The organism is Shinella sp. NM-101, assembly GCF_021401195.1.
In the GTDB taxonomy this organism is placed as follows: domain Bacteria; phylum Pseudomonadota; class Alphaproteobacteria; order Rhizobiales; family Rhizobiaceae; genus Shinella.
Genome location: NZ_JACBFT010000001.1, coordinates 352,374 through 375,789, shown reverse-complemented (window position 1 = coordinate 375,789; position 23,416 = coordinate 352,374). Strand labels below are relative to the sequence as shown.

Annotated in this window: 20 protein-coding genes, 1 pseudogene and 1 riboswitch; of the genes and pseudogenes, 13 read left to right on the top strand and 8 right to left on the bottom strand. The window is 67.1% G+C overall.

What is annotated here, in order from left to right; genetic code table 11:
• The first annotated feature begins 7 nt into the window (after positions 1–7).
• The gene (locus L0976_RS01795) at positions 8–2,047 is read left to right on the top strand and encodes a VWA domain-containing protein (protein WP_234185759.1); all 2,040 of its coding nucleotides are present in this window, start codon (positions 8–10) and stop codon (positions 2,045–2,047) included.
• A gap of 343 nt (positions 2,048–2,390) precedes the next feature.
• Here the strand turns inward: L0976_RS01795 and L0976_RS01790 are convergent, their stop codons facing one another.
• Entirely contained in the window at positions 2,391–2,684 is a 294-nt protein-coding gene (locus L0976_RS01790; RefSeq protein WP_234185757.1) for a hypothetical protein, read from the bottom strand.
• 99 nt (positions 2,685–2,783) lie between these two features.
• On the opposite strand from L0976_RS01790, the gene L0976_RS01785 reads away from it, so the two are divergent.
• Entirely contained in the window at positions 2,784–3,668 is an 885-nt protein-coding gene (locus L0976_RS01785; protein ID WP_203319191.1) for a LysR family transcriptional regulator, read from the top strand.
• Here the strand turns inward: L0976_RS01785 and L0976_RS01780 are convergent.
• On the bottom strand, positions 3,653–4,000 hold the full coding sequence (locus L0976_RS01780; RefSeq protein ID WP_234185755.1) for a hypothetical protein: 348 nt from the start codon (positions 3,998–4,000) through the stop codon (positions 3,653–3,655). The two genes, L0976_RS01785 and L0976_RS01780, sit on opposite strands and share 16 nt — an antisense overlap.
• Positions 4,001–4,125: 125 nt before the next feature.
• On the opposite strand from L0976_RS01780, the gene L0976_RS01775 reads away from it, so the two are divergent.
• Both L0976_RS01775 and L0976_RS01770 read left to right on the top strand, forming a co-directional pair.
• On the top strand, positions 4,126–4,773 hold the full coding sequence (locus tag L0976_RS01775) for a transcriptional regulator (RefSeq protein WP_203319189.1): 648 nt from the start codon (positions 4,126–4,128) through the stop codon (positions 4,771–4,773).
• Positions 4,770–5,903: a pyridoxal phosphate-dependent aminotransferase gene (locus tag L0976_RS01770; RefSeq protein WP_234185753.1), complete on the top strand. Its 1,134-nt coding sequence runs from the start codon at positions 4,770–4,772 to the stop codon at positions 5,901–5,903. The genes L0976_RS01775 and L0976_RS01770 overlap by 4 nt, the downstream gene beginning before the upstream one ends.
• Before the next feature lie 69 nt (positions 5,904–5,972).
• Here the strand turns inward: L0976_RS01770 and bmt are convergent, their stop codons facing one another.
• From bmt to L0976_RS01745, 5 genes and pseudogenes are all read right to left on the bottom strand, one after another.
• The gene (bmt, locus tag L0976_RS01765) at positions 5,973–6,986 is read right to left on the bottom strand and encodes a betaine--homocysteine S-methyltransferase (protein ID WP_234185752.1); all 1,014 of its coding nucleotides are present in this window, start codon (positions 6,984–6,986) and stop codon (positions 5,973–5,975) included.
• 123 nt (positions 6,987–7,109) lie between these two features.
• Positions 7,110–8,153, bottom strand: a complete 1,044-nt coding sequence (locus L0976_RS01760) for a glycine betaine/L-proline ABC transporter ATP-binding protein (RefSeq protein ID WP_203319186.1) — start codon at positions 8,151–8,153, stop codon at positions 7,110–7,112.
• Positions 8,146–8,574, bottom strand: a pseudogene (locus tag L0976_RS01755) (proline/glycine betaine ABC transporter permease); the annotation flags it as partial. The gene L0976_RS01760 and the pseudogene L0976_RS01755, both read right to left, overlap by 8 nt.
• 242 nt (positions 8,575–8,816) lie before the next feature.
• On the bottom strand, positions 8,817–9,815 hold the full coding sequence (locus L0976_RS01750; protein ID WP_234185751.1) for an ABC transporter substrate-binding protein: 999 nt from the start codon (positions 9,813–9,815) through the stop codon (positions 8,817–8,819).
• Positions 9,816–10,566: 751 nt separating this feature from the next.
• Positions 10,567–10,710 (bottom strand): hypothetical protein, encoded by a 144-nt coding sequence (locus L0976_RS01745; RefSeq protein ID WP_203319184.1) that lies wholly within the window; start codon positions 10,708–10,710, stop codon positions 10,567–10,569.
• A gap of 245 nt (positions 10,711–10,955) precedes the next feature.
• Between L0976_RS01745 and L0976_RS01740 the strand changes: the two genes are divergently transcribed.
• The 9 genes from L0976_RS01740 (at position 10,956) to cobO (ending at position 22,420) form a co-directional block, all read left to right on the top strand.
• Positions 10,956–12,419, top strand: a complete 1,464-nt coding sequence (locus tag L0976_RS01740) for a cobyric acid synthase (protein WP_234185749.1) — start codon at positions 10,956–10,958, stop codon at positions 12,417–12,419.
• Between the two features lie 148 nt (positions 12,420–12,567).
• Positions 12,568–14,202, top strand: coding sequence for a peptidoglycan-binding protein (locus L0976_RS01735; RefSeq protein ID WP_234185747.1), 1,635 nt, complete (start codon positions 12,568–12,570; stop codon positions 14,200–14,202).
• A gap of 79 nt (positions 14,203–14,281) precedes the next feature.
• Positions 14,282–14,645, top strand: a riboswitch (cobalamin riboswitch).
• 49 nt (positions 14,646–14,694) lie between these two features.
• A complete protein-coding gene (locus L0976_RS01730; RefSeq protein ID WP_203319181.1) occupies positions 14,695–14,871 on the top strand; it encodes a CbtB-domain containing protein in 177 nt (58 codons plus the stop codon).
• Between the two features lie 12 nt (positions 14,872–14,883).
• Positions 14,884–15,669, top strand: coding sequence for a CbtA family protein (locus L0976_RS01725; RefSeq protein ID WP_234185746.1), 786 nt, complete (start codon positions 14,884–14,886; stop codon positions 15,667–15,669).
• Position 15,670: 1 nt separating this feature from the next.
• Positions 15,671–16,195: a bifunctional adenosylcobinamide kinase/adenosylcobinamide-phosphate guanylyltransferase gene (cobU, locus tag L0976_RS01720; RefSeq protein WP_234185745.1), complete on the top strand. Its 525-nt coding sequence runs from the start codon at positions 15,671–15,673 to the stop codon at positions 16,193–16,195.
• Between the two features lie 3 nt (positions 16,196–16,198).
• On the top strand, positions 16,199–17,248 hold the full coding sequence (gene cobW, locus L0976_RS01715) for a cobalamin biosynthesis protein CobW (RefSeq protein WP_234185743.1): 1,050 nt from the start codon (positions 16,199–16,201) through the stop codon (positions 17,246–17,248).
• Positions 17,249–17,497: 249 nt separating this feature from the next.
• The gene (cobN, locus tag L0976_RS01710; protein WP_234185741.1) at positions 17,498–21,391 is read left to right on the top strand and encodes a cobaltochelatase subunit CobN; all 3,894 of its coding nucleotides are present in this window, start codon (positions 17,498–17,500) and stop codon (positions 21,389–21,391) included.
• Complete coding sequence (locus L0976_RS01705; protein ID WP_234186197.1) at positions 21,391–21,777, top strand: GFA family protein; 387 nt, start codon at positions 21,391–21,393, stop codon at positions 21,775–21,777. The genes cobN and L0976_RS01705 overlap by 1 nt, the downstream gene beginning before the upstream one ends.
• 1 nt (position 21,778) lies before the next feature.
• The gene (cobO, locus tag L0976_RS01700; protein ID WP_203319175.1) at positions 21,779–22,420 is read left to right on the top strand and encodes a cob(I)yrinic acid a,c-diamide adenosyltransferase; all 642 of its coding nucleotides are present in this window, start codon (positions 21,779–21,781) and stop codon (positions 22,418–22,420) included.
• Between the two features lie 52 nt (positions 22,421–22,472).
• Here the strand turns inward: cobO and L0976_RS01695 are convergent, their stop codons facing one another.
• Positions 22,473–23,258: a TSUP family transporter gene (locus L0976_RS01695; RefSeq protein WP_203319174.1), complete on the bottom strand. Its 786-nt coding sequence runs from the start codon at positions 23,256–23,258 to the stop codon at positions 22,473–22,475.
• Between the last annotated feature and the right edge of the window lie 158 nt (positions 23,259–23,416).

Below are 23,416 nucleotides of genomic sequence, written 5' to 3'. Positions count from 1 at the left end.
AGGACAGATGATGACCGATCTCGACCTCGACAAGCTTTCCCGCCGCCAGCCGCCGTCAGCCGATGCATCGGCCCGCGCCGCGGCGCTCGCCGCCGCCATGCAGGCTTTCGACGATGCGGAAAAAAATACGCAGGCCCCCCAAGGTTTTACGGGAGGCGGGCGTCCAAGCTCCATCTTCAACCGGATATGGAGCCCCATCATGAACCGCAGATTTCTCGCCGGCTCGGCGCTTGCCACGCTGCTCGTCGTGCCTGTCGCCGGCCTCGTCACCTATGAACTGGTGCGAAACGGCACGGTGCCGCTGAAAAGCGAAACCGGGATCGCCGCCGGGCCGGCCGATGCGGACCAGCGTGCCCGCAAGCCGGTGGCGGAAAAGGCGAAGGCCGAGGCCCAGCTTGCCGCGAAGACGGATGCGAGCACGAAGGCCGCCGCCGATACGGCCGAGAGCGCCGGCACGCTTGCGGCCGAGCCCGCGCCGCTTGCCGAAAGCCAGGACGAGGAGGCGATCGCCGCCATGCCGCAATCGCTTGCCGTCGGGGGAGCGGCCAACGGGCAGGCATTGAGCCGGATGGCCGTGCCGCCTTCGGTCATCGCCATGCCAGCGCCGGTCGAGGATCGCGAGCGTTTCGCCTCGGCCGATCCCAATCCGGTGAAGAGCGTCGCGAGCGATCCGGTCTCGACCTTCTCGGCGGATGTCGACACCGCCTCCTATTCCTATGTCCGCCGGTCGCTGCTCGGCGGCAGCCTGCCCGATCCCGAGGCGGTGCGCGTCGAGGAGATGGTGAACTACTTCCCCTATGACTGGAAGGGGCCGGAGACGGCGGAAAAGCCGTTCAACGCCACCGTCACCGTCATGCCGACGCCGTGGAACAAGGGCACCGAGCTCCTGCATATCGGCATCAAGGGGTTCGACACCGCGCCGGCGGAGCAGCCTTCGGCCAACCTCGTCTTCCTCATCGACGTCTCCGGCTCGATGGACGAGCCGGACAAGCTGCCGCTCCTGAAGAGCGCGTTCCGCCTGCTGGTCGGCAAGCTGAAGGATACCGACACGGTCTCGGTCGTCACCTATGCGGGCGATGCCGGCGTGGTGCTGGAGCCGACGGCGGTGAAGGAGCGGCAGACGATCCTCGATGCCATCGATACGCTCCGGCCGGGCGGCTCGACGGCCGGGGCCGAGGGTATCGAGACGGCCTACAGGCTGGCGGAGAAGGCGTTCAGGAAGGACGGCGTCAACCGCGTCATGCTGGCGACGGACGGCGACTTCAACGTGGGGCCGGCGAGCGACGAGGACCTGAAGCGCATCATCGAGGCGCACCGCAGGAGCGGCATCTTCCTCTCCGTGCTGGGCTTCGGCCGCGGCAACTACAATGACGGCATGATGCAGACGCTGGCGCAGAACGGCAACGGCACGGCCGCCTATATCGACACCCTCGCCGAGGCGCAGAAGGCGCTGGTGGAGGAGGCGGGGTCCTCGCTCTTCCCCATCGCCAAGGACGTCAAGTTCCAGATCGAGTTCAATCCGGCGCGCATCGCCGAATATCGCCTGATCGGCTACGAGACCCGCGTGCTCAACCGCGAGGATTTCAACAACGACAAGGTGGATGCCGGCGATATCGGCTCCGGCCACCGCGTCACCGCCATCTACGAGGTGACCCCGAAGGGCAGCCCCGCCGTGCTGAACGATCCGCTACGCTACGGCAAGGGCGAGTCGGCCGCCACGCCGGCAACGGACGGCGGCGAGCTCGCCTTCCTCAAGATGCGCTGGAAGAAGCCGGACGGCGACACCAGCGAGCTGGCGACCATGCCGGTGACGGACGCCGACGCGGTCGCCGATGTCGATGCGGCCTCGGCCGACGTCCGCTTCTCCGTCGCCGTCGCCGCCTTCGGGCAGAAGCTCAAGGGCGTGACGGCCCTTCAGGACTATGCGTACGGTTCAATCCTCGGCCTTGCGGAAGCCGCAAGGGGCAACGATCCCTTCGGCTACCGGGCGGAGTTCCTGAAGCTCGTGCGGCTCGCCTCCGGTCTTTCCGGCGAGAAGGCGCAGTAGGCCGGGCGCAGTAGGTCGGGCGGCCCCTCGTCCGGCCTGCCGGCCGGCTTCTTCCCGCAAGCGGGAAGAAGGAGATATGCCGCGCTGCTTTCCTCAAGCAACATGCTGCGGGGCTGTATCTTGCTGCAAGGCTGTCGCACATGAAAGGAAAGCATTGCCACATCTGCCTTCTCCCCTCGGGGAGAAGGTGCCGGCAGGCGGATGAGGGGGATGCCGAAGGCAAGAAGGAAAAGTCTTTCCGTTCCTCGCCCCCCTCATCCGACCCTTCGGGCCACCTTCTCCCCGAGGGGAGAAGGGAAGAGCGGCAATGTCGAACTTCAATAACGCGCCGCCTGCGGTTGGATCATGCGGCGGGCTTTTCCCGCTCCTTGCCCGGGGACGCGCCTGCCATATCCCCTTCGTCACGCTTGCGGGGAGGCGGCGGCAGGCGGAAGAGAGGCGCGGTCCAGCGCCTCTCCCTCGTCTGCGGCAGGGGCTCGCAACGCAGGACCTCGTTTTCCGCCTCGATCAGGTTCAGCCCGACATCGCGCAGCAGCCGCCGGTCCCGGCGGGCGACGAGCAGCCGCAGCGCCTCCCGCTCCGCCCTTGCCTGCCGCCATCGTTTCCATCTTTCCAGCGTGTCTTCCCAGATACCCATGGCCATGCCTTCCCTTGCTGCCTCCAAGCCAAGCAAAGCCGTAGACATTTCACAAACGAATAGCGATGATGGCAGGCATCAGGAAAAGCGATGGCGCCAATGTATCCTCCTCTCGAAAGCGATCTTCTCAGAATCTTCGTTGCCGTCGCGCAGGCCGGCAATGTCACCCATGCGGCCGACCGGCTGGGGCGAACGCAGTCCGCCGTCAGCATGCAGGTGCGCAAGCTGGAGGATTCCGTCGGCGCGGTGCTCTTCGATCGCGGTCCGCGCGGGGTTGCCCTGACGATGGAGGGCAAGCGCCTGCTGCCCTATGCCCGGCGCATCGTCGGGCTCGTCGACGAGACGACGGCGGCCATGCGCACGGCGCCGCTCGACGGGCCGGTGCGCGTCGGCATTCCCGAGGAATACAACCAGACGGTCCTTCCCAACGCACTTGCCGCCTTTGCGGAAATCCACCCCAATATCGAGGTGACGGTGCTGTGCGGCTACACGGCGCAGCAGCTTGGCGCGCTCGAAGCCGACCAGCTCGACCTCGCCATCATTTTCGACTGGTGCGACGGCATTGCCGGCGAGGTGCTGGCGGTCGATCCCACCGTCTGGGTGGCCTCCGTCGCGCATGACAGGCATCTGGAGCGGCCGGTGCCGGTCGCGGTGTACTGGCGGTCGAGCTGGTGCCGGGATTTTGCCATGCGCTCGCTGGAGCGGCACTCGATCCCGTACCGCGTCGCCTATACCTGCGACACCAGCGGGGGCCTCCGTTCGGCCGTCACCAGCGGGCTAGCCATCGCGCCTTTGTCGCGCAGCAATGTCCCGCCCGGCGCGCGGGAGCTGACCATTGCGGACGGCTTTCCGCCCATCGATTCCTCGCGCGTCGTGCTGAAGCGCAATCCGCGCCGCGGCGGGCCGGCCATCGAGGGCATGGCGGACATGATCCGCAAGTCCTTCGGGCCGCTCGCCGCGTCGGCGGATCAGGCTTTCGGATAGGCCCGGTCGAGGCCGCCGGAGCGCGTGAGGCCGGTGCGAAAGGCGCCGTAGGCGGCATGCCGGCTGGAGCGCGCGGTTTCCATGAGCCGGATCTGCAGCCGCGCGGGCGCGGCGCTGCCGAGCCATTCGCCGAGCTTTTCGAGTTTCAGCGCGTTGAGGAAGCGGGCGGCCGCCGCTCGGTTGAGATAGAGGTCGAGACCTTCGAGAAGGTTCTCGTCCTGCTGGGCGTTTTCCATCAGCAGGCCGAGATAGGCCTTGTCGGCCTCGCCGAGCGCACCGAGCTTGTCGGCTACGGTCTCCCGGTTCGGAAAGGCTGTTGGATCGGCGCTCATCGTCATCCCCCATGAATCATGTCCCACTGGATAGGACGTGCGAAAAGGCCTCGCAAGCGCGCGGGACGGATTTGGACTGAAAATCCAATATTGACAAAACATCCAAGATTGGATTGTTTGTCGCGATGCTCGATACCCAAAACGCCGATACCCTCCTTCGCCGGCATTCAGCCACCGCCGCCGCCATCTCCACGCTCCTTTACCCTCATGCCGAGGTCGTGCTGCACGATCTCGAAACGGGGCTGATCGCCGGCATCTGGAACGCCTTTTCCGGCCGCAAGCCGGGCATGGAATCGCTCGTCGAGGACGAACTGGAGCAGGCCGGCGAGGGCGGGGTCTACGGTCCCTACGAGAAGACCGGCGGGGACGGCCGGCGGCTCAAGTCGGTGACGGCGGTGCTGAAGGACGATTTCGGCCAGGCCGCCGGCCTCCTGTGCGTCAACATGGACGTCTCGCATTTCGATGCGGCGGCGAAGCTGCTTTCCGCCTTCACGGGCGCCGCCGCGCCGCGTCCGCCGTCGCTTTTCGCCGGGGACTGGCGGGAGGCGATCAACATGGCGCTCAACGAGTGGCTGCGCGGCCGGGGCCTTGCCCTGCCGGCGCTGAGGAAGGGCGACCGGGTGGCGCTCGTCGCCGAGCTCGACCGGCGCGGCCTGTTCCAGACCCGCAACGCCGTCGATCATCTCGCCGGCCTCATCGGCGCCTCGCGCGCCTCGATCTACAACTATCTCGCCGATGCCCGGCGCCAGACCCGGAAGGACAGAACCTCGTGACCACGCTGCCGGATTTCCGTCTCGAAACCCATTTCTCGCGCTGGGAGTTCGAGGCCCGCCATCACATGACGGCGAGCGACGCCGAGACGATGACCATGTCGGACCTGCTCGCGCTCGCCGGTCCCGAGGACCGCGAGGCGTGGGACCGGGTCTCGCTCGGCTATACGGAGACCTGGGGCGCGCCGTCGCTGCGCGAGACCGTCGCCTCGACCTACGATACGCTGTCCGGCGCCGACATCCTCACCTTCGCGGGGGCGGAGGAGGGGCTCTATTGCGCCATGCTGGCGCTGCTCGGCCCGGGCGACCATGCCATCGTCACCGTGCCCAACTACCAGTCGATGGAGACGTTGCCGGTCACCATCACCGGCAATGTCACGGGCGTGGCGCTCCGGCCGGAGAACCGCTGGCAGCTCGATCTTAAGGAGGTGCGCGCCGCCCTGCGCCCGGAAACGAAGCTGATCGCAGTCAACTTCCCCAACAACCCGACCGGCGCCATCGCCGACCAGGACATTTTCCGCGGCCTCGTCGAACTCTGCGCCGAGCGCGGCATCCACCTGTTCTCCGACGAGGTCTATCGCGGGCTGGAGACCGATGCGGGCAAGCGCCTGCCGCAGGCGGCGGATCTGTTCGACGGGGGCTTATCGCTCAACGTCATGTCCAAGGCCTACGGGCTGCCGGGCCTTCGCATCGGCTGGATCGCCAGCCGCGACCATGCGCTCCTCGCCCGCATGGAGAAGATGAAACACTACCTTTCGATCTGCAATGCGCGCCCGTCGGAGGTGCTGGCGGGCATCGCGATCAGGGCGCGCGAGACGATCTTCGCCCGCAATCGCGCGCTCTGCGCGCAGAACATGGCCAGGCTCGACGCCTTCTTCGCCGAGCATCCGGGCCTTTACGAATGGACCGCGCCCGATGGCGGCTGCGTCGCCTTCCCGCGCTATCTCGGTGAGGACGGCGTGGAAGAGCATTGCCGCCGGCTGGTGGAGGAGAAGGGCGTGCTGCTATTGCCCTCCAGCCTCTACGTCTCGGATCTCCTGCCGGTGCCGATGGACCGTTTCCGCGTGGGGGTCGGCCGCCGCAACATCGATGCGGGGCTGGCGGCGTGGCGGGAATTCCTGAACGAGGGCTGAGCCCCAGCTCCATGAAAAAGCCGCCCGCGGCGCTGGCCGGGGCGGCTGGGGATGACCGGCGGTAGAGTCTCAGCCCCGGCGGCGGCTGCGTTCGCGGGCAGGGGCGGAAGCGCCCGCATTGGCGGTCTTGTTGCGCAACGGGCCGATCTTCTCGACGATGGTTTCCAGCGTCGGGCGCTCGCGCGGCTCGTGGGCGTCGAGCGCGACGCGCATGGCGGCGAGGTGCTCGCAGGACGTGCCGCAGCAGCCGCCGATGATGCGCGCGCCGGCATCGCGGGCAAGACGCGCATATTCGGCCATCAGCGGCGGCGTGCCGGAATAGTGAATTTCCGCGCCGCGATATTCGGGAATGCCGCAATTGCCCTTGACGACGACGGTGGCCGAGGGATCGGCGTCCGTCATGTCGAGCAGCGAGGAAAGGATGTCGGACGCGCCGACGCCGCAGTTCGCGCCTACGGCGAGCGGGCCGTCGCAGATGTCGCCGGCAATGCCGTGGATGTCCTTGGGGTGCAGGCCCATCATCGTCTTGCCGGCCGTATCGAACGAGCCGGTATAGACGAAGGGCATGCCGGCCTTGCCGGCCGCTTCCGCCGCCGCGCGGATTTCCTCCGGCGAGGACATCGTCTCGATCCAGGCGACATCCGCGCCGCCGGCCTTCAGGCCCTCGATCTGCTCGGCGAAAGCGGCGACCGCGTCGTCATAGGTGAGCGCGCCGAGCGGGATGAGCAGTTCGCCGGTCGGGCCGACGGAGCCGGCGACGATGACCTTGCGCGGCGCCTTGTCGGCGACGGCGCGGGCGATCTCCGCGGCTTTACGGTTGAGCTCGAACACGCGGTCATCCGCGCGGTGCAGCTTCAGGCGATGGCGCGTTCCGCCGAAGGTGTTGGTGAGGATGATGTCCGCGCCGGCATCGACGAAGTCCTGGTGCAGCTTCGTGATGTTCTCGGGCTTTGCCTCGTTCCACAGTTCCGGCGCTTCGCCCGCCTCTAGCCCCATGGCGAAAAGCGAGGTGCCGGTCGCGCCGTCGGCAAGCAGGAAGGGCTTTTCGGCAAGAAGCTCGGCAAGCGGGTTCGTCGCGGTCATGGGGAAATCCTTCTGTTTGCCGCATCATATAAAGATTTCCTTATGTGATTGCAACGATGCGATGGCCATAAAGGCAAAGGGCGCCCCGAAAGGCGCCCTTCATGTCGGTTCCGGGAGAGGGCTTCAGGCCGCCTTCGCCTCGTGGCTCGTCTGCGTCACCATGGCGGCGATGATCGCGCTGAGGCTGACGGCGCCGATCGGCTTGCCGGCCTCGTCGACCACATGGGCGAGGGTCTGGTTGGCGGCGGTCATGGCGCGGGCGGCGGTTTCCAGCACGGTGCCCTTGGTGATCGGCATGCCTTCCGGGTTGCCGGAGAGCGGGGCCATGATCGTCTCGACATTGACCACGCGGCCGCGGTTCACTTCCTTGACGAAGGCCGTGATGTATTCGTCCGCCGGGTTGAGCACGATCTCCTGGCCGGTGCCCTGCTGCACGACCATGCCGTCGCGCAGGATGGCGATCTTGTCGCCGAGTCGCAGCGCCTCGTCGAGGTCGTGCGTGATGAAGACGACCGTCTTCTTGAGCTCCTTCTGGAGGTCGAGCAACACGGTCTGCATGTCGACGCGGATCAGCGGGTCGAGCGCCGAATAGGCCTCGTCCATCAGAAGGATGTCGGCATCGTTGGTCAGCGCCCTGGCAAGGCCCACGCGCTGCTGCATGCCGCCCGAAAGCTGGTTCGGATAATGGTTCTCGAAGCCGGCGAGGCCGACGCGGGCGATCCACTCCTGGGCGCGCTTTTCGCGCTCGGCGGCGGCGACGCCCTGGATCTCCAGGCCGTAGACCGTGTTTTCCAGAACGGTGCGGTGCGGCAGCAGCGCGAACTTCTGGAAGACCATCGCCGTCTTGTGGCGGCGGAAGTCCCGAAGGTCGCTCTCGTTCATGCGACACACGTCGACGCCGTCGTAGAGCACTTCGCCGGCGGTCGGGTCGATCAGCCGGTTGATGTGGCGGATCAGCGTCGACTTGCCGGAGCCGGAAAGGCCCATGACCACCATGATGCCGCCGGCGGGCATGGAGATGTTGATGTCGCGAAGCCCCAGCACGTGACCGTACTTCTGGTTCAACTCCGCCTTGCCCAAGCCGTTCTTCACGGCATCGACGTAATCCGCGCCGCGAGGTCCGAAGATCTTGTAGAGATTGCGGACCTCGATTGCATGACTAACCATGAATTACCTCCGAATGCTTCTGCAGCCGCCGGCCTGAGGCCCGGCTTGTGCGGTCGAAAATGATGGCGATGGCCACGAGCGCGAACCCGGTGAGGAACCCGACCGTGAGGAACTGGGTGTCGATGGACTGGAGCACGTCGTTGCCGAGCCCCCCGACGCCGGCCATCGAGGCGACGACCACCATGGCGAGCGACATCATGATGGTCTGGTCGATGCCGGCCACGATGGCCGGCAGCGCGCGCGGTGTCTGCGCGTTGCCCGGCGTCTGCCAGACGGACGAGGCGGAGGCGCCGGGCGCCTCGCACTTTTCCTCGCCGACGGGGCGGATGCCGGGATCGGCGAGACGGATCATCGGCGGCGAGCCGAAGCCGGCGTCACCGAAGGCCGGAAGTCTGCAAAGAAAGCCTGGCAACATTCGCATAGGCCTGCCATCTTTTTCCCCTTTTTCTACCGGAAGCAAGTGCCCGCACTGCAATGAAACGATAGCATGCAGGACGGCGCATTCAGGTATATTCTTGTTTTGGTTCCCGGCTCGCCCCTCGTCATTGCACGAAGCGCTGCCCGATATTGTACTGTTTGCGACTTCTTCGGTTTCCTGGCGCGCGTCGAAGCATTGATCCGCGCCGCGGAAGGCCGGCAGCCGGGGCGCCGGCACCATGCGCGTCAGAGAGCGGCCTTGACCTTTCCGGCGACTTCGGGGCTCACCCATTTGGTCCACATGTCCTCGTAGTTCTCCAGGAAGTACTTCGCCGCGTCCTCGTTCGTGCCCCGGTTCTCACCCATCCAGGCGAGAACCTTGCCGACCGTGTGGTTGTCCCATTGGCGCGTCTTCATGTAGTCCATGGCGATGCCGGCCTTCTCGGAGAAGGCCCTGGTCACGACCGTGAAGACGTCGGAGGTCGGATAGGAATTGACCTTCGGATGCGGGCAATCCGGCACGGCCGTGCAGGTGTCCCATTCGGCCTTGTCGTGCTCCACGCCGAAGGAGAGCTTGGTCATCTCGTACTTGCCGAGGATGGCGGTCGGCGCCCAGTAGTAGCCGAGCCAGCCGGTCTTCGTCTCGAAGGCATTGGCGATCGAGCCGTCGAGGCCGGCAGCCGAGCCCGTCTCGACGAGATCGAAGCCGAGCTTGTCGGCCGCGAGCGCACGGTAGAGGTTGTTGGTCGAGACCTGGCAGTTCCAGCCGGAGGGGCAGTTGTGGACCGCGCCCCTCGACGGATTTCCCGGCGCGGGGAAGAGGTCCGGGTGCTTCAGCGCGTCCTGCACCGTCTTGATGTCGGAATGCGCATCGGCGAGGAATTTCGGGATCCACCAGCCCTCGACGCCGCCTTCCGAAAGCAGCGGGGCGAGCTGGATGAGGCGGCCTTCGGCGATGGCCGCGTCGAGCGGCTTGCGCACCGCGTTCACCCACATTTCGGGCGCCACGTCCGGCGCGCCCTTCTCGTTCATGGAGGTGAAGGTCGGCATGGTGTCGCCCGCCACCAGCGTCACCGTGCAACCATAGCCCTTTTCCAGGATGAACTTGTCGAGATGCGCGGCGACGCCGGCCGACCCCCAGCTCATTTCGGCGATCGAGACCTCGCCGCAATCCGCCGCCCAGGCGGAGCCGGCCAGGCCATGGAGGCCGGCGGCCAAGAGAGCGGAGGCAAGGAGCTTCTTCATAAGGTTAAGACCTCCCAGTCTTGTGATGCAGCCTTCCCCGGAAGAAACGCAGGCCGCTGCGCTGTCCCGGCTACCCGAAAGTTTTGCGACAGCCACGGAGGCGTGATGCCAGGTGAGGCGAGCCAATCCCCTGCTGCAACGGACGCCGATCGTTCTTGTGGTTCGCCGGTGGATGCTCTCGCCGGCGACGTTTCTTCGTGCGTCACCGGTCAAGCCTACGGGTTCCGATAGAGAAATCAACCTGCTGGACGGCACAAGCACCCGGCGGGGTGCGGGGCGGCGGCCGAAATGCCCGGAATTCGACAGGCGCGCGATGGGAAAACGAGCGTGCGCCTCCGGTGCGCACGCATGCCCGCGGCCCCGGATATGCGGGAGCCGTGCACGGTTGCGGAAAGCGGGCACAGGCGCTTGCGAATGCGCCGCTTTCACATCTTCGAAATTTTTCGCGATCTTTCAAAAAAGAGCGCGATTCACCTTTGATTAAGCTTCCGATAACGGTCCGGTAAGGATGTGCCGCTATTGCTTTGTCACGGCGGGGGACACCGCCGCCTGCTCCGGAAAGGTATTGCGTACCGGGGTGCCTGGGCTTCGATGCGTTCTTGTCGAAAGCCGCCATGCGTATTTTGGCAAGCCGTGCATTCCCGAAAGGGATGCACGGCTTTCGCCGTTTCAGGGACGGCGGACGAAAAACGCCGCCTCCCGGAGAGAGGCGGCGCTGGATGCGAGCGGACCTGACGTCGCGCCCGAAAGATCAGCCGATGCTGCGCGTGCGGATGAAGCCGAGCGGGCCGAGCGGGGCGTCCATGACGACGTTGCGCACGCGGGATTCGCTCTTGGGGGCTTCGCCGTTCCAGGCGATCTGAACGAAGTTCGGCTTGCTGAAGATGTACAGCATGTCTTTGGTCCTTGAAACCCGAAGCCACGAGCCTCGGCTGGGTGATGGATTGGATATAGGCCTGCCGGCACCGAAAGTCATGGTCGTTCACGGCGCGACATGTCGCAAAAAGGACATCACGACAGCCATGCTCGAAATGCATGGCGCACTGTGGCGAAACTGCATCTCACGGGCGGTCTGGATTGCGGCAAGATTGTGGTAAATCAGGGCTTTTCGGCGATATGCCGGAATGTTAGGAAGGGCGCATGACCAGAACGATCATGCTCCAGGGCACCGGCTCGGATGTCGGAAAAACGGTGTTGGTGGCAGGCCTCTGCCGCATCGCCGCGAACCGCGGGCTGAAGGTGCGTCCCTTCAAGCCGCAGAACATGTCCAACAACGCCGCCGTTTCCGCCGACGGCGGGGAGATCGGCCGCGCCCAGTGGCTGCAGGCGCTCGCCGCGCGCGTTGCCTCGTCCGTGCACATGAATCCCGTGCTCCTGAAGCCGCAATCGGATACCGGCAGCCAGATCGTCGTGCAGGGCAAGGTGTTCGGCCAGGCGAAGGGGAGAGACTACCAGGCGCTGAAGCCTAGGCTCATGGGCGCGGTGCTGGAAAGCTTCGAGACGGTCTCGGCCGGCGCCGACCTCGTCGTCGTCGAGGGGGCCGGTTCGCCGGCGGAAATCAACCTCCGGGCGGGTGACATCGCCAATATGGGCTTTGCCACGCGGGCGAACGTGCCCGTCGTGCTCGTCGGCGACATCGACCGCGGCGGCGTCATCGCCTCGCTGGTCGGCACACATGCCATCCTGCCGGAAGAGGACCGGCGCATGGTCGCCGGCTACCTCATCAACAAGTTCCGCGGCGACGTCACCCTCTTCGACGACGGAATTGCCGAGATCGGCCGCTTCACCGGCTGGCCCTGCTTCGGCGTCGTGCCGTGGCTCAGGCAGGCGGTGCGGTTGCCGGCGGAGGATTCCGTGGTGCTCGAGCGGCTTGCCGGGGGAGGTGGGGGCGCGCTCAAGGTCGCCGTGCCCGTCCTGCCGCGCATCGCCAATTTCGACGATCTCGATCCGCTGGGGGCCGAGCCGCAGGTCGATCTCGTCTTCATCCGGCCGGGCGAGAGGCTTCCGGCCGATGCCGGCCTCGTCGTCCTGCCCGGCTCGAAGTCCACCATCGCCGATCTCGGCGATTTTCGGGCTGCGGGCTGGGAGCAGGACCTTGCCATGCACATGCGGCGCGGGGGCCGCGTCATCGGCATCTGCGGCGGATACCAGATGCTCGGCCGGCAGGTCACCGATCCGCTCGGCATCGAAGGCAGCACCCGCGCGGTGGCGGGCCTGGGGCTTCTCGACGTCGAGACGGAGATGGCGCCGGAAAAGACCGTGCGCAACAGTACGGCCCGCTCCCTGCAATACGACGTGCCGCTCGAAGGCTACGAGATCCATCTCGGCCGCACCGCCGGGCCGGATGCCCTGCGCCCCGCCGTCAGCATAGACGGGCGGCCGGACGGCGCTCTTTCGCCCGATGGCCGGGTGATGGGCACCTATCTGCACGGCCTTCTTTCGAGCGATGCCTATCGGGCAAGGCTGCTTGCCGATTTCGGCATCGAGGGGGGCGGTTTCGACTACCGCGCGGGCGTCGACGAGGCGCTTGACGGCGTCGCGGCCGAACTGGAGGCGGTTCTCGACCGCCGGTGGCTCGACGGCCTTCTGGGGACCGCTGATTAAACCGCCGTCCTGAAACGTACAGCCATTGGGTTTCTCCTTCGCCGGCCTGCCGCACCAAAGTTGCGCCAGAATTCGGGTGCAAGGATTGGGGAAGTCTGCCCGGCCTGCGGGCGCTGATGCCTTCGCGCGATCCGAAAGGGTGACATATATGGGTTCTGGATCTCTCGCACGTTCCGTTCTGGCCGGCCTGGTGGGGCTGTCGCTGGCCGGCCCTCCGGCCGTCGCCTTCGCCCAGGGCGCCAAGGAGGCCACGAGCGCCGGCAAGCGCTGGGAAGAGGAATTCTCCTTCTGGCAGAGGGCATCCTCCGGCAACGACGTCGCGCAGTACGAGGCCTATCTGAAGCAATATCCGAACGGCACCTTCGCCTCGATGGCGCGCCTGCGCGTCGCCGAATTGCAGGCGGCCGCCCGCACCAAGGAGGCCCAGGCCGCCACCGACGACGGGGCCGCCAAGGCGAAGGCCGCGGATGCGCAAAAGGCCGAGGAGGCGAAGAAGGCCGCCGAAGCCGACAAGGCGAAGGCCGACGAGGAGGCCCGCAAGGCCGCCGAGGCCCGCAAGGCGGAAGAAGAGGCCGCGCGCCTGAAGGCGCAGGCCGAGGCGAAGAAGGCCGGGGAAGCCGCCGCCGCCCGCAAGCTCGCCGAGGACAAGGCCGCGGCGGACGCAAAGGCGAAGGCCGAGGCCGCCGCCGCGGAAAAGGCCCGCGCGGATGAGGCGGCCCGTCTCAAGGCTGAAGCTGCGAAGACGGAGGCCGACGCCCGCAAACGCGCCGAGGAGCAGGCTGCCGAGGCCGAGCGGCTGAAAAAGGAAGCACAGGCCGCCGCCGACAAGGCCAGGGCGGAGGAAGCCGCGCGCGTGAAGGCCGAGGAGGCCGCCGCAGCGGAAAAGGCGCGTGCCGAACAGGAAGCGGCCGCCCGCCGCGAGGCCGAGGCAAAGCGCGCCGAAGCGGAAAAGGCCGCGGCCGCCGAGAAGGCGCGCATCGAGCGGGAAGCCGCCGCCGCCCGCAAGCTTGCGGACGAGAAGGCCGCCGAGGTGGAGCGCCTGAAGGCGGAGGCCGCAAGGGCCGCAGCCGATGCCGAAGCCAAGGCCGCCGAGGCCGCCAGGCTTGCGAAGGAAGCGGAAAAGCGCGCCGGGGAGGCTGCTGCCGCCCGCCGGAAGGCGGAGGGTGCCGCCGCCGGCGGCACGTCGCAGGACGTGCGCAGGACAGACGGCGCCGCTGACGCCGGGAAGGCGGATGCGGCCAAGCGCGAGGAAGAGACCTTCCAGAAGGCCGTGGTCGACGGGTCCGAGAAGGCCTTCCGCGGCTATATCGCCGCCTATCCGAACGGCCGCTTCGTCGCGGATGCCCGCGAGCGCCTCGCCGCGCTTTCGAAGGCCGGGACGGAAACCACGGAGACCCGGCGCAAGGTGGAAGAGCCGGTCGTCGATCCGCGCGAAGCCTATATGGACCGCTCGGTCCGCATCCAGGCGCAGCGCTGGCTGAGCGCGCTCGGCTACAACACCTATGGTGCCGACGGCGTCTTCGGCCCGCGCACCCGCTCGGCGATCGCCGCCTGGCAGGGCTCGTCCGGCTATCGTGCCAACGGCTATCTCACCCGCCAGCAGTACCGGATGCTGCGCGAGGCGGCGCAATATGCCGAGACCCGGCAGAATCGCCAGCGGCGCTACCAGCGCGGCTACGACGTGCTGGAGGGCCCTGTCGACGACTACTATGACGGCCCGTACTATCGCGACGACGGCTATTACCGCCGCCGTGGCGGGGTGGTGATCATCCCCGGCTATTGAGATTGCGACGGGCGGACGGCGGTTTCAGCACAGGCGATGGCGCTGCCTGTCGATTGACTTCCCGGGGGCGGACGCATAATCATCCGCACTATTGGATGGTTCCCGGGTCCGGAAACGGATCGGGGAGTAAATGGGAATGTGACGTGGTGGACCCAACCAGGGCGCTGCAATCACGGCCGACCCCGCGACTGTAGAGTGGCGAGGGACGCTCATCCGGGTGGAGGGGATGGCTGCGGCAAAGGGCAATGGTGCCCCGGACGCGGTTTGTCGACCAGCCGGAAAAGCCACTGGGTGGCATCGCGATAAGCAGGGGTTGGACGCCTCCATTTCTACGAATCGTCCACCTTTCGCGATGCCTTTCCCGGGAAGGCGAGGGCAACCCGCAGGCGTGCGAGCGCCGGACGCCGCGAGCCAGGAAACCTGCCGGCCAATGCGAAGGGCATGTTGCCCGACCCGGGGAGGGGCTTCCCCAACGCCTGCACGGAGGTTGTCATGGCTGTTTCCAACACGTCTTCTATTTCCCTTTCGGCAAACGACCGCCTCGTCGCCGGCATTTTCGCGCTGCTGCTCGGCGCCTTCCTCGTGTTCGGTGCCGGCCTTGCGAATTCGGCCGTGCTGCACGACACGGCGCACGACACGCGTCACTCCTACGGCTTTCCCTGCCACTAAGGAGTTTTCGACATGATCGTTCGTTATCTCCTGGCCGCCCTGGTGGCCGGGCTGTTCTCCGGCGCCCTCATGACGGCCGCCCAGGAGGCGCGTGTCGTGCCGCTCATCCTGCACGCCGAGGAATTCGAGGGTGAGGCGCCGGCTCCTGCCGGCGAGGGCACGACGCCGTCGGCCGACGGTGCCGTCCAGACGCAGGAGCATTCCTCGCTCGGCGCGGCCATCCTCGACGTCGCCGCCTATCTGTCGCCCGTTTCCGTCGCCCAGGCCCATGACGGCGAGGGCCACGAGGAGGGCGGCATCATGTTCGGCATGAGCCGCTTTTCCGGCACGCTGCTTGCAAATCTCGTGACGGGCACCGGCTTTGCGCTCCTGCTCGCCGGCTTCAGCCTGGTTTCCGGCCATCCGATCACCGTTGCCAACGGTGCGCTGTGGGGTGCCGCCGGCTGGCTTGCCGTGCACATGCTGCCGGCCATCGGCCTGCCGCCGGAACTGCCGGGCTTCCCGGCTGCCGATCTCGGCGACCGCCAGGTCTGGTGGATCGCGACCGTCGTCCTCTCGGCGGCGGGGCTCTACCTGCTCTTCCTGAAGGACGGGATCATCGCCAAGGTCGCCGGCATCGTGCTGGTCGCCGCCCCGCAGGTCTACGGTGCGCCCCAGCCGGGCGACATCTCCAGCAACGTGCCGGCGGTTCTCGGCGCGGAGTTCGCCGTCGCGGCCCTCGCCACGACGCTGTTCTTCTGGATCGTGCTCGGCCTGTCGCTGGGCTTTGCCAACGAGAAGATCGCCAGGGCTGACTGACATGAAGACGACATCGCCCGGACCCGTCCTGGTTCTGGGCGGTGCACGTTCCGGAAAATCCGCCTTTGCCGAAAGACTGGTCGCCGAAACCGGTCTTTCGCGCCATTATATCGCCACCGGCCGCGCCTTCGATGACGAGATGCGGCAGCGCATCGCCAGGCATCGGGAAGATCGCGGGAGCGGGTGGCAGACGCATGAGGAGCCGCTGGCGCTCGCCGATCGCATCGCCGCGGTGGCGCGCGCGGACCGCGCGGTGCTGGTCGACTGCCTGACGCTGTGGGTCACGAACCTGATGCTGGAGGAGCGCGACATCGCCGCCGAATTTACCGGCCTTCTCGCCGCGATCGCGGCGGCGCCGGGCCGGCTGGTCTTCGTGTCGAACGAGGTCGGCCTCGGCATCGTGCCTGACAACCGCATGGCGCGCGAATTCCGCGACCATGCCGGGCGGCTGCACCAGAAGGTCGCCGCCCTCGTGCCAGAAGTCTATTTCGTCGCGGCCGGACTGCCGCTGAAAATGAAGGGTTGAGCCATGCTGCAACAGAAAATCCCCGCCACCGTCATCACCGGCTTCCTCGGCGCGGGCAAGACGACGATGATCCGCAACATCCTGCAGAATGCCGGGGGCAAACGCATTGCGCTCATCATCAACGAGTTCGGCGATCTCGGCGTCGACGGCGACGTGCTCAAGGGCTGCGGCGCGGAGGCCTGCACGGAGGACGACATCATCGAGCTCACCAACGGCTGCATCTGCTGCACCGTCGCCGACGATTTCATTCCCACCATGACGAAGCTCCTCGAGCGCGAGAACCGCCCCGACCATATCGTCATCGAGACCTCCGGCCTTGCGCTGCCGCAGCCGCTCGTCGCCGCCTTCAACTGGCCGGAAATCAAGACGCAGGTGACGGTCGACGGCGTCATCACCGTGGTGGACAGCGCGGCCGTTGCCGCCGGGCGCTTTGCCGACGACCACGACAAGGTGGATGCGCTGCGCGTGACGGACGAGAACCTCGACCATGAAAGCCCGCTCGAAGAGCTCTTCGAGGACCAGCTCACCGCCGCCGACCTCATCGTCCTCAACAAGACCGACCTCATCGACGCCGCCGGCCTTCAGTCCGTGCGCGACGAGGTCGCCTCCCGCATTTCCCGCAAGCCCTCGATGATCGAGGCGAAGAACGGCGAGGTCGCCGCCGCCGTGCTGCTCGGCCTCGGCGTCGGCACCGAAGACGACATCGCCAACCGCAAGTCGCACCACGAGCTGGAGCACGAGAACGGCGAGGAGCACGATCACGACGAGTTCGACAGCTTCGTCGTCGAACTGGGTCCCGTCGCGGATCCCGCCGCCTTCATCGAGCGTCTCAAGGGGGTCATCAGCGCGCATGACGTGCTGCGCCTCAAGGGTTTCGCGGACGTGCCCGGCAAGCCGATGCGCCTGCTCGTCCAGGCCGTCGGCAGCCGCGTCGACACGTATTTCGAACGCGCCTGGGCGCCGGGCGAGGCCCGTGGTACCCGCCTCGTCGTCATCGGCCTGCACGACATGGACGAAGCCGCCGTGCGGGCCGCCATCGCCGCAGCCGTGTGATCGCGGCATGAGCATGCGGCTCCTCTCTTCGGCGAATCGGGTTCGGCAGGGCCGTTTTCGGCCTGCCGTGCCGGTTGATCCCCGGGTCGAGTCCGAGGATGACGAAAGAAGGAAGAGATGGTTGCCAACAGCAACGGTTATGCATGCCGCACCGGTCGACAGGCTTCATAACCTGTCCTCCTCTCCGTCATCCTCGGGCTCGACCCGAGGATCCATCGGCACGGCACGCCGCAGAACGGGAGGTGCCGCATGCATCTCCTGCTAGCCCAGAAGGGCACCATCGCCGACGGCAAGGAAGCCATCGACCTCGGCCAGACGCCGGGCGACATCCTCTTCCTCTCCGCCGCCGACACGGAGCTCGCCTCCATCGCCGCCGCCCACCGTGCGCGCAGTGGCGATACGCGCCTGCGCCTCGCCAGCCTTGCCGCGCTGTCGCATCCGATGTCGGTCGATACCTATGTCGAGCGCACGGCGCGGCATGCCAGGCTCATCGTCATCCGCGCGCTCGGCGGCGCCAGCTATTTCCGCTATGTGCTGGAAGCCCTGCTTGCGACGGCCGTCGCCAACGGCATCCGGCTCGTGGCGCTGCCCGGCGACGACCGGCCGGACGAGGGCCTCATTCCCTTCAACCGCATTGATGATGTGGACCGCCAGCGGCTCTGGGCCTATCTCAACGAGGGCGGCGCGGAGAATGCGGACCGCTTCCTCGCCTACGCCGATGCGCTGGTCTTCGGCGGCGAGAAGCCGGAACCGGCAACGCCGCTGGAAAAGGCGGGCATCTGGTGGCCGGGGCGGGGTGTCGTCGATATCGGCACATGGCGGCAGGTTGCCGGTGTTTCACCCCCCTCTGGCCTGCCGGCCATCTCCCCCAATGGGGGGGAGATCGATGGAGGAGCGGTTTCCCTGAATTCAGGCGCTCCTACGCAAGCAGATGCGTGCAACCTGCCAATCTGCCCCCCTGCGGGGGAGATGGCCGGCAGGCCGGAGGCGGGTATCCCCACGGCCGCCGTCTGCTTCTATCGCGCCTATGTGCAGAGCGGCGAGACGCGCCCGGTCGAGATGCTGATCGAGGCGCTGGCCGCCGAGGGCGTGCGCGCGCTGCCGCTCTTCGTCTCCAGCCTCAAGGAGCCCGTCTCCATCGAGACGGTGCGCGACGCTTTTGCCGAGGCCCGCCCCGGGATCGTGCTGAACGCCACGAGCTTCGCCGTTTCGGCGCCCGGCGCCGGCCGCAAGCCGACGGTGCTCGACGAGACCGGTTCACCGGTGCTGCAGGTCATTTTCTCCGGCTCCTCGCGCGAGGCCTGGGAGGCGTCGGGGCAGGGGCTGACGGCGCGCGACCTCGGCATGAACGTCTCGCTGCCGGAGGTCGACGGGCGCGTGCTCTCCCGCGCCGTCTCCTTCAAGGCTGCGGCGCGCTACGACGAGCGGGTCGAGACCAATATCGTCAGCCTCGATCCGGCGGAGGACCGCATCCGCTTCGTCGCGAAGCTCGCCGCCGGCTGGGCGCGGCTGCGGCGGGCCAGGCCGGCCGAGCGCCGTATCGCCCTCGTCATGGCGAACTACCCGAACCGCGACGGCCGGCTCGGCAACGGCGTCGGCCTCGATACGCCGGCCGGCACGATGGAGGTGCTGCGCGCGATGGCGGCGGAGGGCTATGCGGTCGCCGATCTGCCGGAGGACGGCGATGCGCTGATCGCTCATCTCATGGCCGGCCCGACCAATGCCGCGCGCGACGGCCGCGAGATTCGCGAAGCGCTTTCGCTGAGCGATTACAAGGCCTTCTTCTCTTCACTTCCGAAGTCGATTCAGGCGGAGATGACGGCGCGCTGGGGCGCGCCGGAGGACGATCCCTTTGTTGCCGGCGACATCTTCGCCCTGCCGCTCGCCCGCTTCGGCGCGACGCTGGTCGGCATCCAGCCGGCGCGCGGCTACAATATCGATCCGAAGGACAGCTACCATTCGCCGGACCTCGTGCCGCCGCACGGCTATCTCGCCTTCTATGCCTTCCTTCGCCTTCACTACGGCGCCCACGCCATCGTGCACATGGGCAAGCACGGCAACCTCGAATGGCTGCCGGGCAAGGCGCTGGCGCTGTCGGAAGCCTGCTATCCCGAGGCCGTGCTCGGCCCCGTGCCGCATCTCTATCCCTTCATCGTCAACGATCCCGGCGAGGGCACGCAGGCCAAGCGCCGCTCCGCCGCCGTCATCATCGACCACCTGACCCCGCCGCTGACGCGCGCCGAGACCTACGGTCCCCTCAAGGACCTCGAAGCGCTGGTCGACGAATATTACGAGGCTTCCGGCGGCGATCCGCGCCGCATCAAGCTGCTCTCGAAGCAGATTCTCGACCTGGTGCGCGACATCGGCCTCGACCGCGACGCCGGCATCGCGAAATCCGACGGCGAGGAAGCGGCGCTCCAGAAGCTCGACGCCTATCTCTGCGACCTCAAGGAAATGCAGATCCGTGACGGCCTGCATGTCTTCGGCGTCTCGCCGGAAGGGCGGCTGTTCACGGACCTGACGGTGGCGCTCGCGCGCGTTCCTCGCGGCCTCGGCGAAGGCGGCGAGGCGAGCCTTCAGCGGGCGATCGCGGCGGATGCGCTGGATGGCTTTGCCTTCGACCCGCTCGATTGCGTCGCCTCTGACCCGTGGGGCGGCCCGCGCCCGCAAATTCTCGCTTCCCGTTCCGGTGCGCCCTGGCGCAGCACGGGCGATGCGGTGGAGCGCATCGAGCTGCTCGCCGCCGGGCTGGTGGACGGCTCGCTGGCCTGCCCCGAGGGCTGGCACGCCACCCGTGCCGTGCTCGATGCCATCGATACGAGCATCCGCCCCGCAATCGCCGCCTGCGGCCCGGCAGAGATTTCGGCGCTCATGCGCGGGCTCGACGGACGCTTCATCGAACCCGGCCCCTCCGGCGCGCCGACGCGCGGGCGGCCGGACGTGCTGCCGACGGGGCGCAACTTCTATTCGGTCGACAGCCGCGCCGTGCCGACGCCCGCCGCCTGGGAACTCGGCCGGAAATCCGCCGAGCTCATCGTCACCCGCTATGCGCAGGACCACGGCGAATGGCCGACTTCCTTCGGCATCACCGCCTGGGGCACCTCCAACATGCGCACCGGCGGCGACGACATCGCGCAGGCCATGGCGCTGATCGGGGTCAGGCCGACCTGGGACATGGCGTCCCGCCGCGTCACCGGCTTCGAGATCATTCCCCCCGCCATGCTGCGCCATCCGCGTGTCGACGTGACGCTCCGGATTTCCGGCTTCTTCCGCGATGCCTTCCCGGAGCAGATCGCGCTCTTCGACCGCGCCGTGCGCGCCATCGGGGCGCTCGACGAGGACGATGCCGACAACCCCATCGCCGCGCGCATGCGCGCCGAGGCGGCGGTGCTGGCGGCCCGGGGCGCCTCGCAGGACGAGGCGGCGCGGCAGGCGGGTTTCCGCATCTTCGGCGCGAAATCCGGCGGTTACGGCGCGGGTCTCCAGACCATGATGGACGAGGGCCTATGGAGCGAGCGCGGCGACCTTGCCGAGGCCTGGCTCGCCTGGGGCGCCCATGCCTATGACGGCGCGGGCGATGGCGTGCCGATGCGCGAGCGGCTGGCGGCGCGCATGAAGAGCCTCCAGGCGGTGATCCAGAACCAGGACAGCCGCGAGCACGACCTGCTCGACAGCGACGAATACTACCAGTTCGAGGGCGGCATGGCCGCGGCCGCCGAGCACCTTTCCGGCAGGCAGCCCGTCGTCTACCACAACGACCTGTCGCGGCCGGAAAAGCCCATCGTGCGCACGCTGGAAGACGAGATCGGCCGCGTCGTGCGCGCCCGCGTCGTCAATCCTAAGTGGATCGACGGCGTCATGCGCCATGGCTACAAGGGTGCCTTCGAGATCGCCGCGACGGTCGATTTCATGTTCGCCTTCGCCGCGACCACCGGCGCGGTGAAGGACCATCATTTCGAGGCCGCCTACCAGGCCTATGTGCTGGACGAGCGCGTGCGCGACTTCCTTGCGCGGAAGAACCCGGCGGCGCTCGCCGAGATGGCGGCGCGCTTCGCCGAGGCGATAGACCGCGGCCTGTGGACGCCGCGCTCCAACTCGGCGCGCTATGAGCTCGACATGCTCGGAAAGAGGAGGGCGTCGTGATGGATCTCACAGGCCGCTGCCTTTGCCGTTCGCTGACATTTTCCGTTTCCGGCGATATCGTCAGCACGGGCCATTGCCATTGCGAGAGTTGCCGGCGCGCCACGTCCTCGCCGGTCACGACCTTCTTTTGCGTGGCGGCGGGCGATGTCGCGTTCAAGGGCGGGACGCTGCGGCACTATGCATCGTCGCCCGGCGTGCGGCGCGGTTTCTGCGGCAATTGCGGTTCGCCGATGAGCTACGAGAGCGAGAGGCGGCCCGGCATCGTCGATCTCTATGTCGCCTCGCTGGACGATGCGACGGGCGTCGAAATCGCCCAGCACGGTTTTTGGAACGAGCGGGTTTCCTGGCTGCATTGCGAGGACGACCTGCCGAAACGGGAAGACTGACATGACAGACAACCAGGACGAAACCGCCGGCATGAGCGAAGCCGAACTTGCCCGCCACTCGGAGAAGATGGCGAAGAAGAAGCAGGCGCGCGAGAAGATCATGGCGACGAAGACGGACGAGAAGGGCCTCGTCATCGTCCACACCGGCAAGGGCAAGGGCAAGTCGACCGCCGGTTTCGGCATGATCTTCCGCCATATCGCGCATGGAAAGCCCTGCGCCGTGGTGCAGTTCATCAAGGGCGCCATGGTGACCGGCGAGCGCGATCTCATCGAGACGCATTTCTCTAATCTCTGCCAGTTCTTCACGCTCGGCGAGGGCTTCACCTGGGAAACGCAGGATCGCGCCCGCGACGTGGCGATGGCTGAGAAGGCCTGGGAGAAGGCGAAGGAACTCATCCGCGACGAGCGCAATTCCATGGTGCTGCTCGACGAGATCAACATCGCGTTGCGCTACGACTATATCGACGTCAACGAGGTCATCGCGTTCCTCAAGACCGAGAAGCCCTACATGACCCATGTCGTGCTGACCGGCCGCAACGCCAAGGAAGAGCTGATCGAGATCGCCGACCTCGCGACCGAGATGGAGCTTCTGAAGCATCCGTTCCGCTCGGGGATCAAGGCACAGCAGGGCGTCGAATACTGACGGCGGCCTGTCCTCATCTCCCCCCTTGCCGGGGTCTTGCCCCGGTGCGGGCCTACCAGCCGAGCCACACCCTTATCGGATGGCCGGGATCGGCCATCAGGCGGATGGCGAGGGCGATGGAGGTGACGACAAGGAGCGGCTTGATGATCCTCGCGCCGTTCTTCATCGCCACGCGCGAGCCCGCCTGGGCGCCGAGGAACTGTCCAGCCCCCATGACGAGCCCGACCTTCCACAGGACGACGCCGTAGAGGAGGAAGACCACGAAGGCGCCGACATTGGAGCCGAAGTTGAGGAGCTTCGTGTGTGCCGTCGCCTTCAGCACGCCGAAGCCGGCAAGCGTGACGAAGGCCAGCATGAAGAACGAGCCGGTACCGGGTCCGAAGACGCCGTCATAGAAGCCGATTGCCGGCACGACCGTGACGGTGAAGAGGAAGACGCTCATGCGGCGGTGCTTGTCGACGTCGCCGATATTCGGCTTCAGCCCGAAATAGACGGCGATCGCCACCAGCAGGAACGGCAGGATCACCTTCAGCACGTCGCCCGGGACCACCGTCGCGAGCAGGGCCCCGAAAACCGCGCCCAGCGCCGAAAGCGCCGCCATCGGCAATTGCTCGCCGAGCCGCACATGGCCGGCGCGCGCATAGGCGAGCGTGGCCGAGCCCGAGCCGAACAGCGACTGCAGCTTGTTGGTGCCCAGCGTTTCGAGCGGCGGAATGCCGGCGAGCAGCATGGCGGGAATGGTGATCATGCCGCCGCCGCCGGCAATGGAATCGATGAAACCGGCGAGGAACGCGGCGAAAAACAGGAAGACGAGAAGATGGAGGGCGAGATCGACCACGGCGGACCCGGCAGGAGCGAGAGGAAGGACTGGCCGTTCTTCTGTCAGACTGTGCGACAAAAGCAAGGCCCGCGCGGTGCGCTTGCCGCATCCGGCGCGCTGCATGCCGCAAACCGGTTTGACCGGCCTTTGCCCCTCCGGTACTAAAGGGGAAGCGA

What these genes read in the sequence shown, in the direction of transcription:
- L0976_RS01795 (WP_234185759.1), top strand. Translation starts at nt 8, where the DNA reads ATGATGACCGATCTCGACCTCGACAAGCTTTCCCGCCGCCAGCCGCCG.
- L0976_RS01790 (WP_234185757.1), bottom strand. Translation starts at nt 2,684, where the DNA reads ATGGGTATCTGGGAAGACACGCTGGAAAGATGGAAACGATGGCGGCAG.
- L0976_RS01785 (WP_203319191.1), top strand. Translation starts at nt 2,784, where the DNA reads ATGTATCCTCCTCTCGAAAGCGATCTTCTCAGAATCTTCGTTGCCGTC.
- L0976_RS01780 (WP_234185755.1), bottom strand. Translation starts at nt 4,000, where the DNA reads ATGAGCGCCGATCCAACAGCCTTTCCGAACCGGGAGACCGTAGCCGAC.
- L0976_RS01775 (WP_203319189.1), top strand. Translation starts at nt 4,126, where the DNA reads ATGCTCGATACCCAAAACGCCGATACCCTCCTTCGCCGGCATTCAGCC.
- bmt (WP_234185752.1), bottom strand. Translation starts at nt 6,986, where the DNA reads ATGACCGCGACGAACCCGCTTGCCGAGCTTCTTGCCGAAAAGCCCTTC.
- L0976_RS01760 (WP_203319186.1), bottom strand. Translation starts at nt 8,153, where the DNA reads ATGGTTAGTCATGCAATCGAGGTCCGCAATCTCTACAAGATCTTCGGA.
- L0976_RS01750 (WP_234185751.1), bottom strand. Translation starts at nt 9,815, where the DNA reads ATGAAGAAGCTCCTTGCCTCCGCTCTCTTGGCCGCCGGCCTCCATGGC.
- L0976_RS01745 (WP_203319184.1), bottom strand. Translation starts at nt 10,710, where the DNA reads ATGCTGTACATCTTCAGCAAGCCGAACTTCGTTCAGATCGCCTGGAAC.
- L0976_RS01740 (WP_234185749.1), top strand. Translation starts at nt 10,956, where the DNA reads ATGACCAGAACGATCATGCTCCAGGGCACCGGCTCGGATGTCGGAAAA.
- L0976_RS01735 (WP_234185747.1), top strand. Translation starts at nt 12,568, where the DNA reads ATGGGTTCTGGATCTCTCGCACGTTCCGTTCTGGCCGGCCTGGTGGGG.
- L0976_RS01730 (WP_203319181.1), top strand. Translation starts at nt 14,695, where the DNA reads ATGGCTGTTTCCAACACGTCTTCTATTTCCCTTTCGGCAAACGACCGC.
- L0976_RS01725 (WP_234185746.1), top strand. Translation starts at nt 14,884, where the DNA reads ATGATCGTTCGTTATCTCCTGGCCGCCCTGGTGGCCGGGCTGTTCTCC.
- cobU (WP_234185745.1), top strand. Translation starts at nt 15,671, where the DNA reads ATGAAGACGACATCGCCCGGACCCGTCCTGGTTCTGGGCGGTGCACGT.
- cobW (WP_234185743.1), top strand. Translation starts at nt 16,199, where the DNA reads ATGCTGCAACAGAAAATCCCCGCCACCGTCATCACCGGCTTCCTCGGC.
- cobN (WP_234185741.1), top strand. Translation starts at nt 17,498, where the DNA reads ATGCATCTCCTGCTAGCCCAGAAGGGCACCATCGCCGACGGCAAGGAA.
- L0976_RS01705 (WP_234186197.1), top strand. Translation starts at nt 21,391, where the DNA reads ATGGATCTCACAGGCCGCTGCCTTTGCCGTTCGCTGACATTTTCCGTT.
- cobO (WP_203319175.1), top strand. Translation starts at nt 21,779, where the DNA reads ATGACAGACAACCAGGACGAAACCGCCGGCATGAGCGAAGCCGAACTT.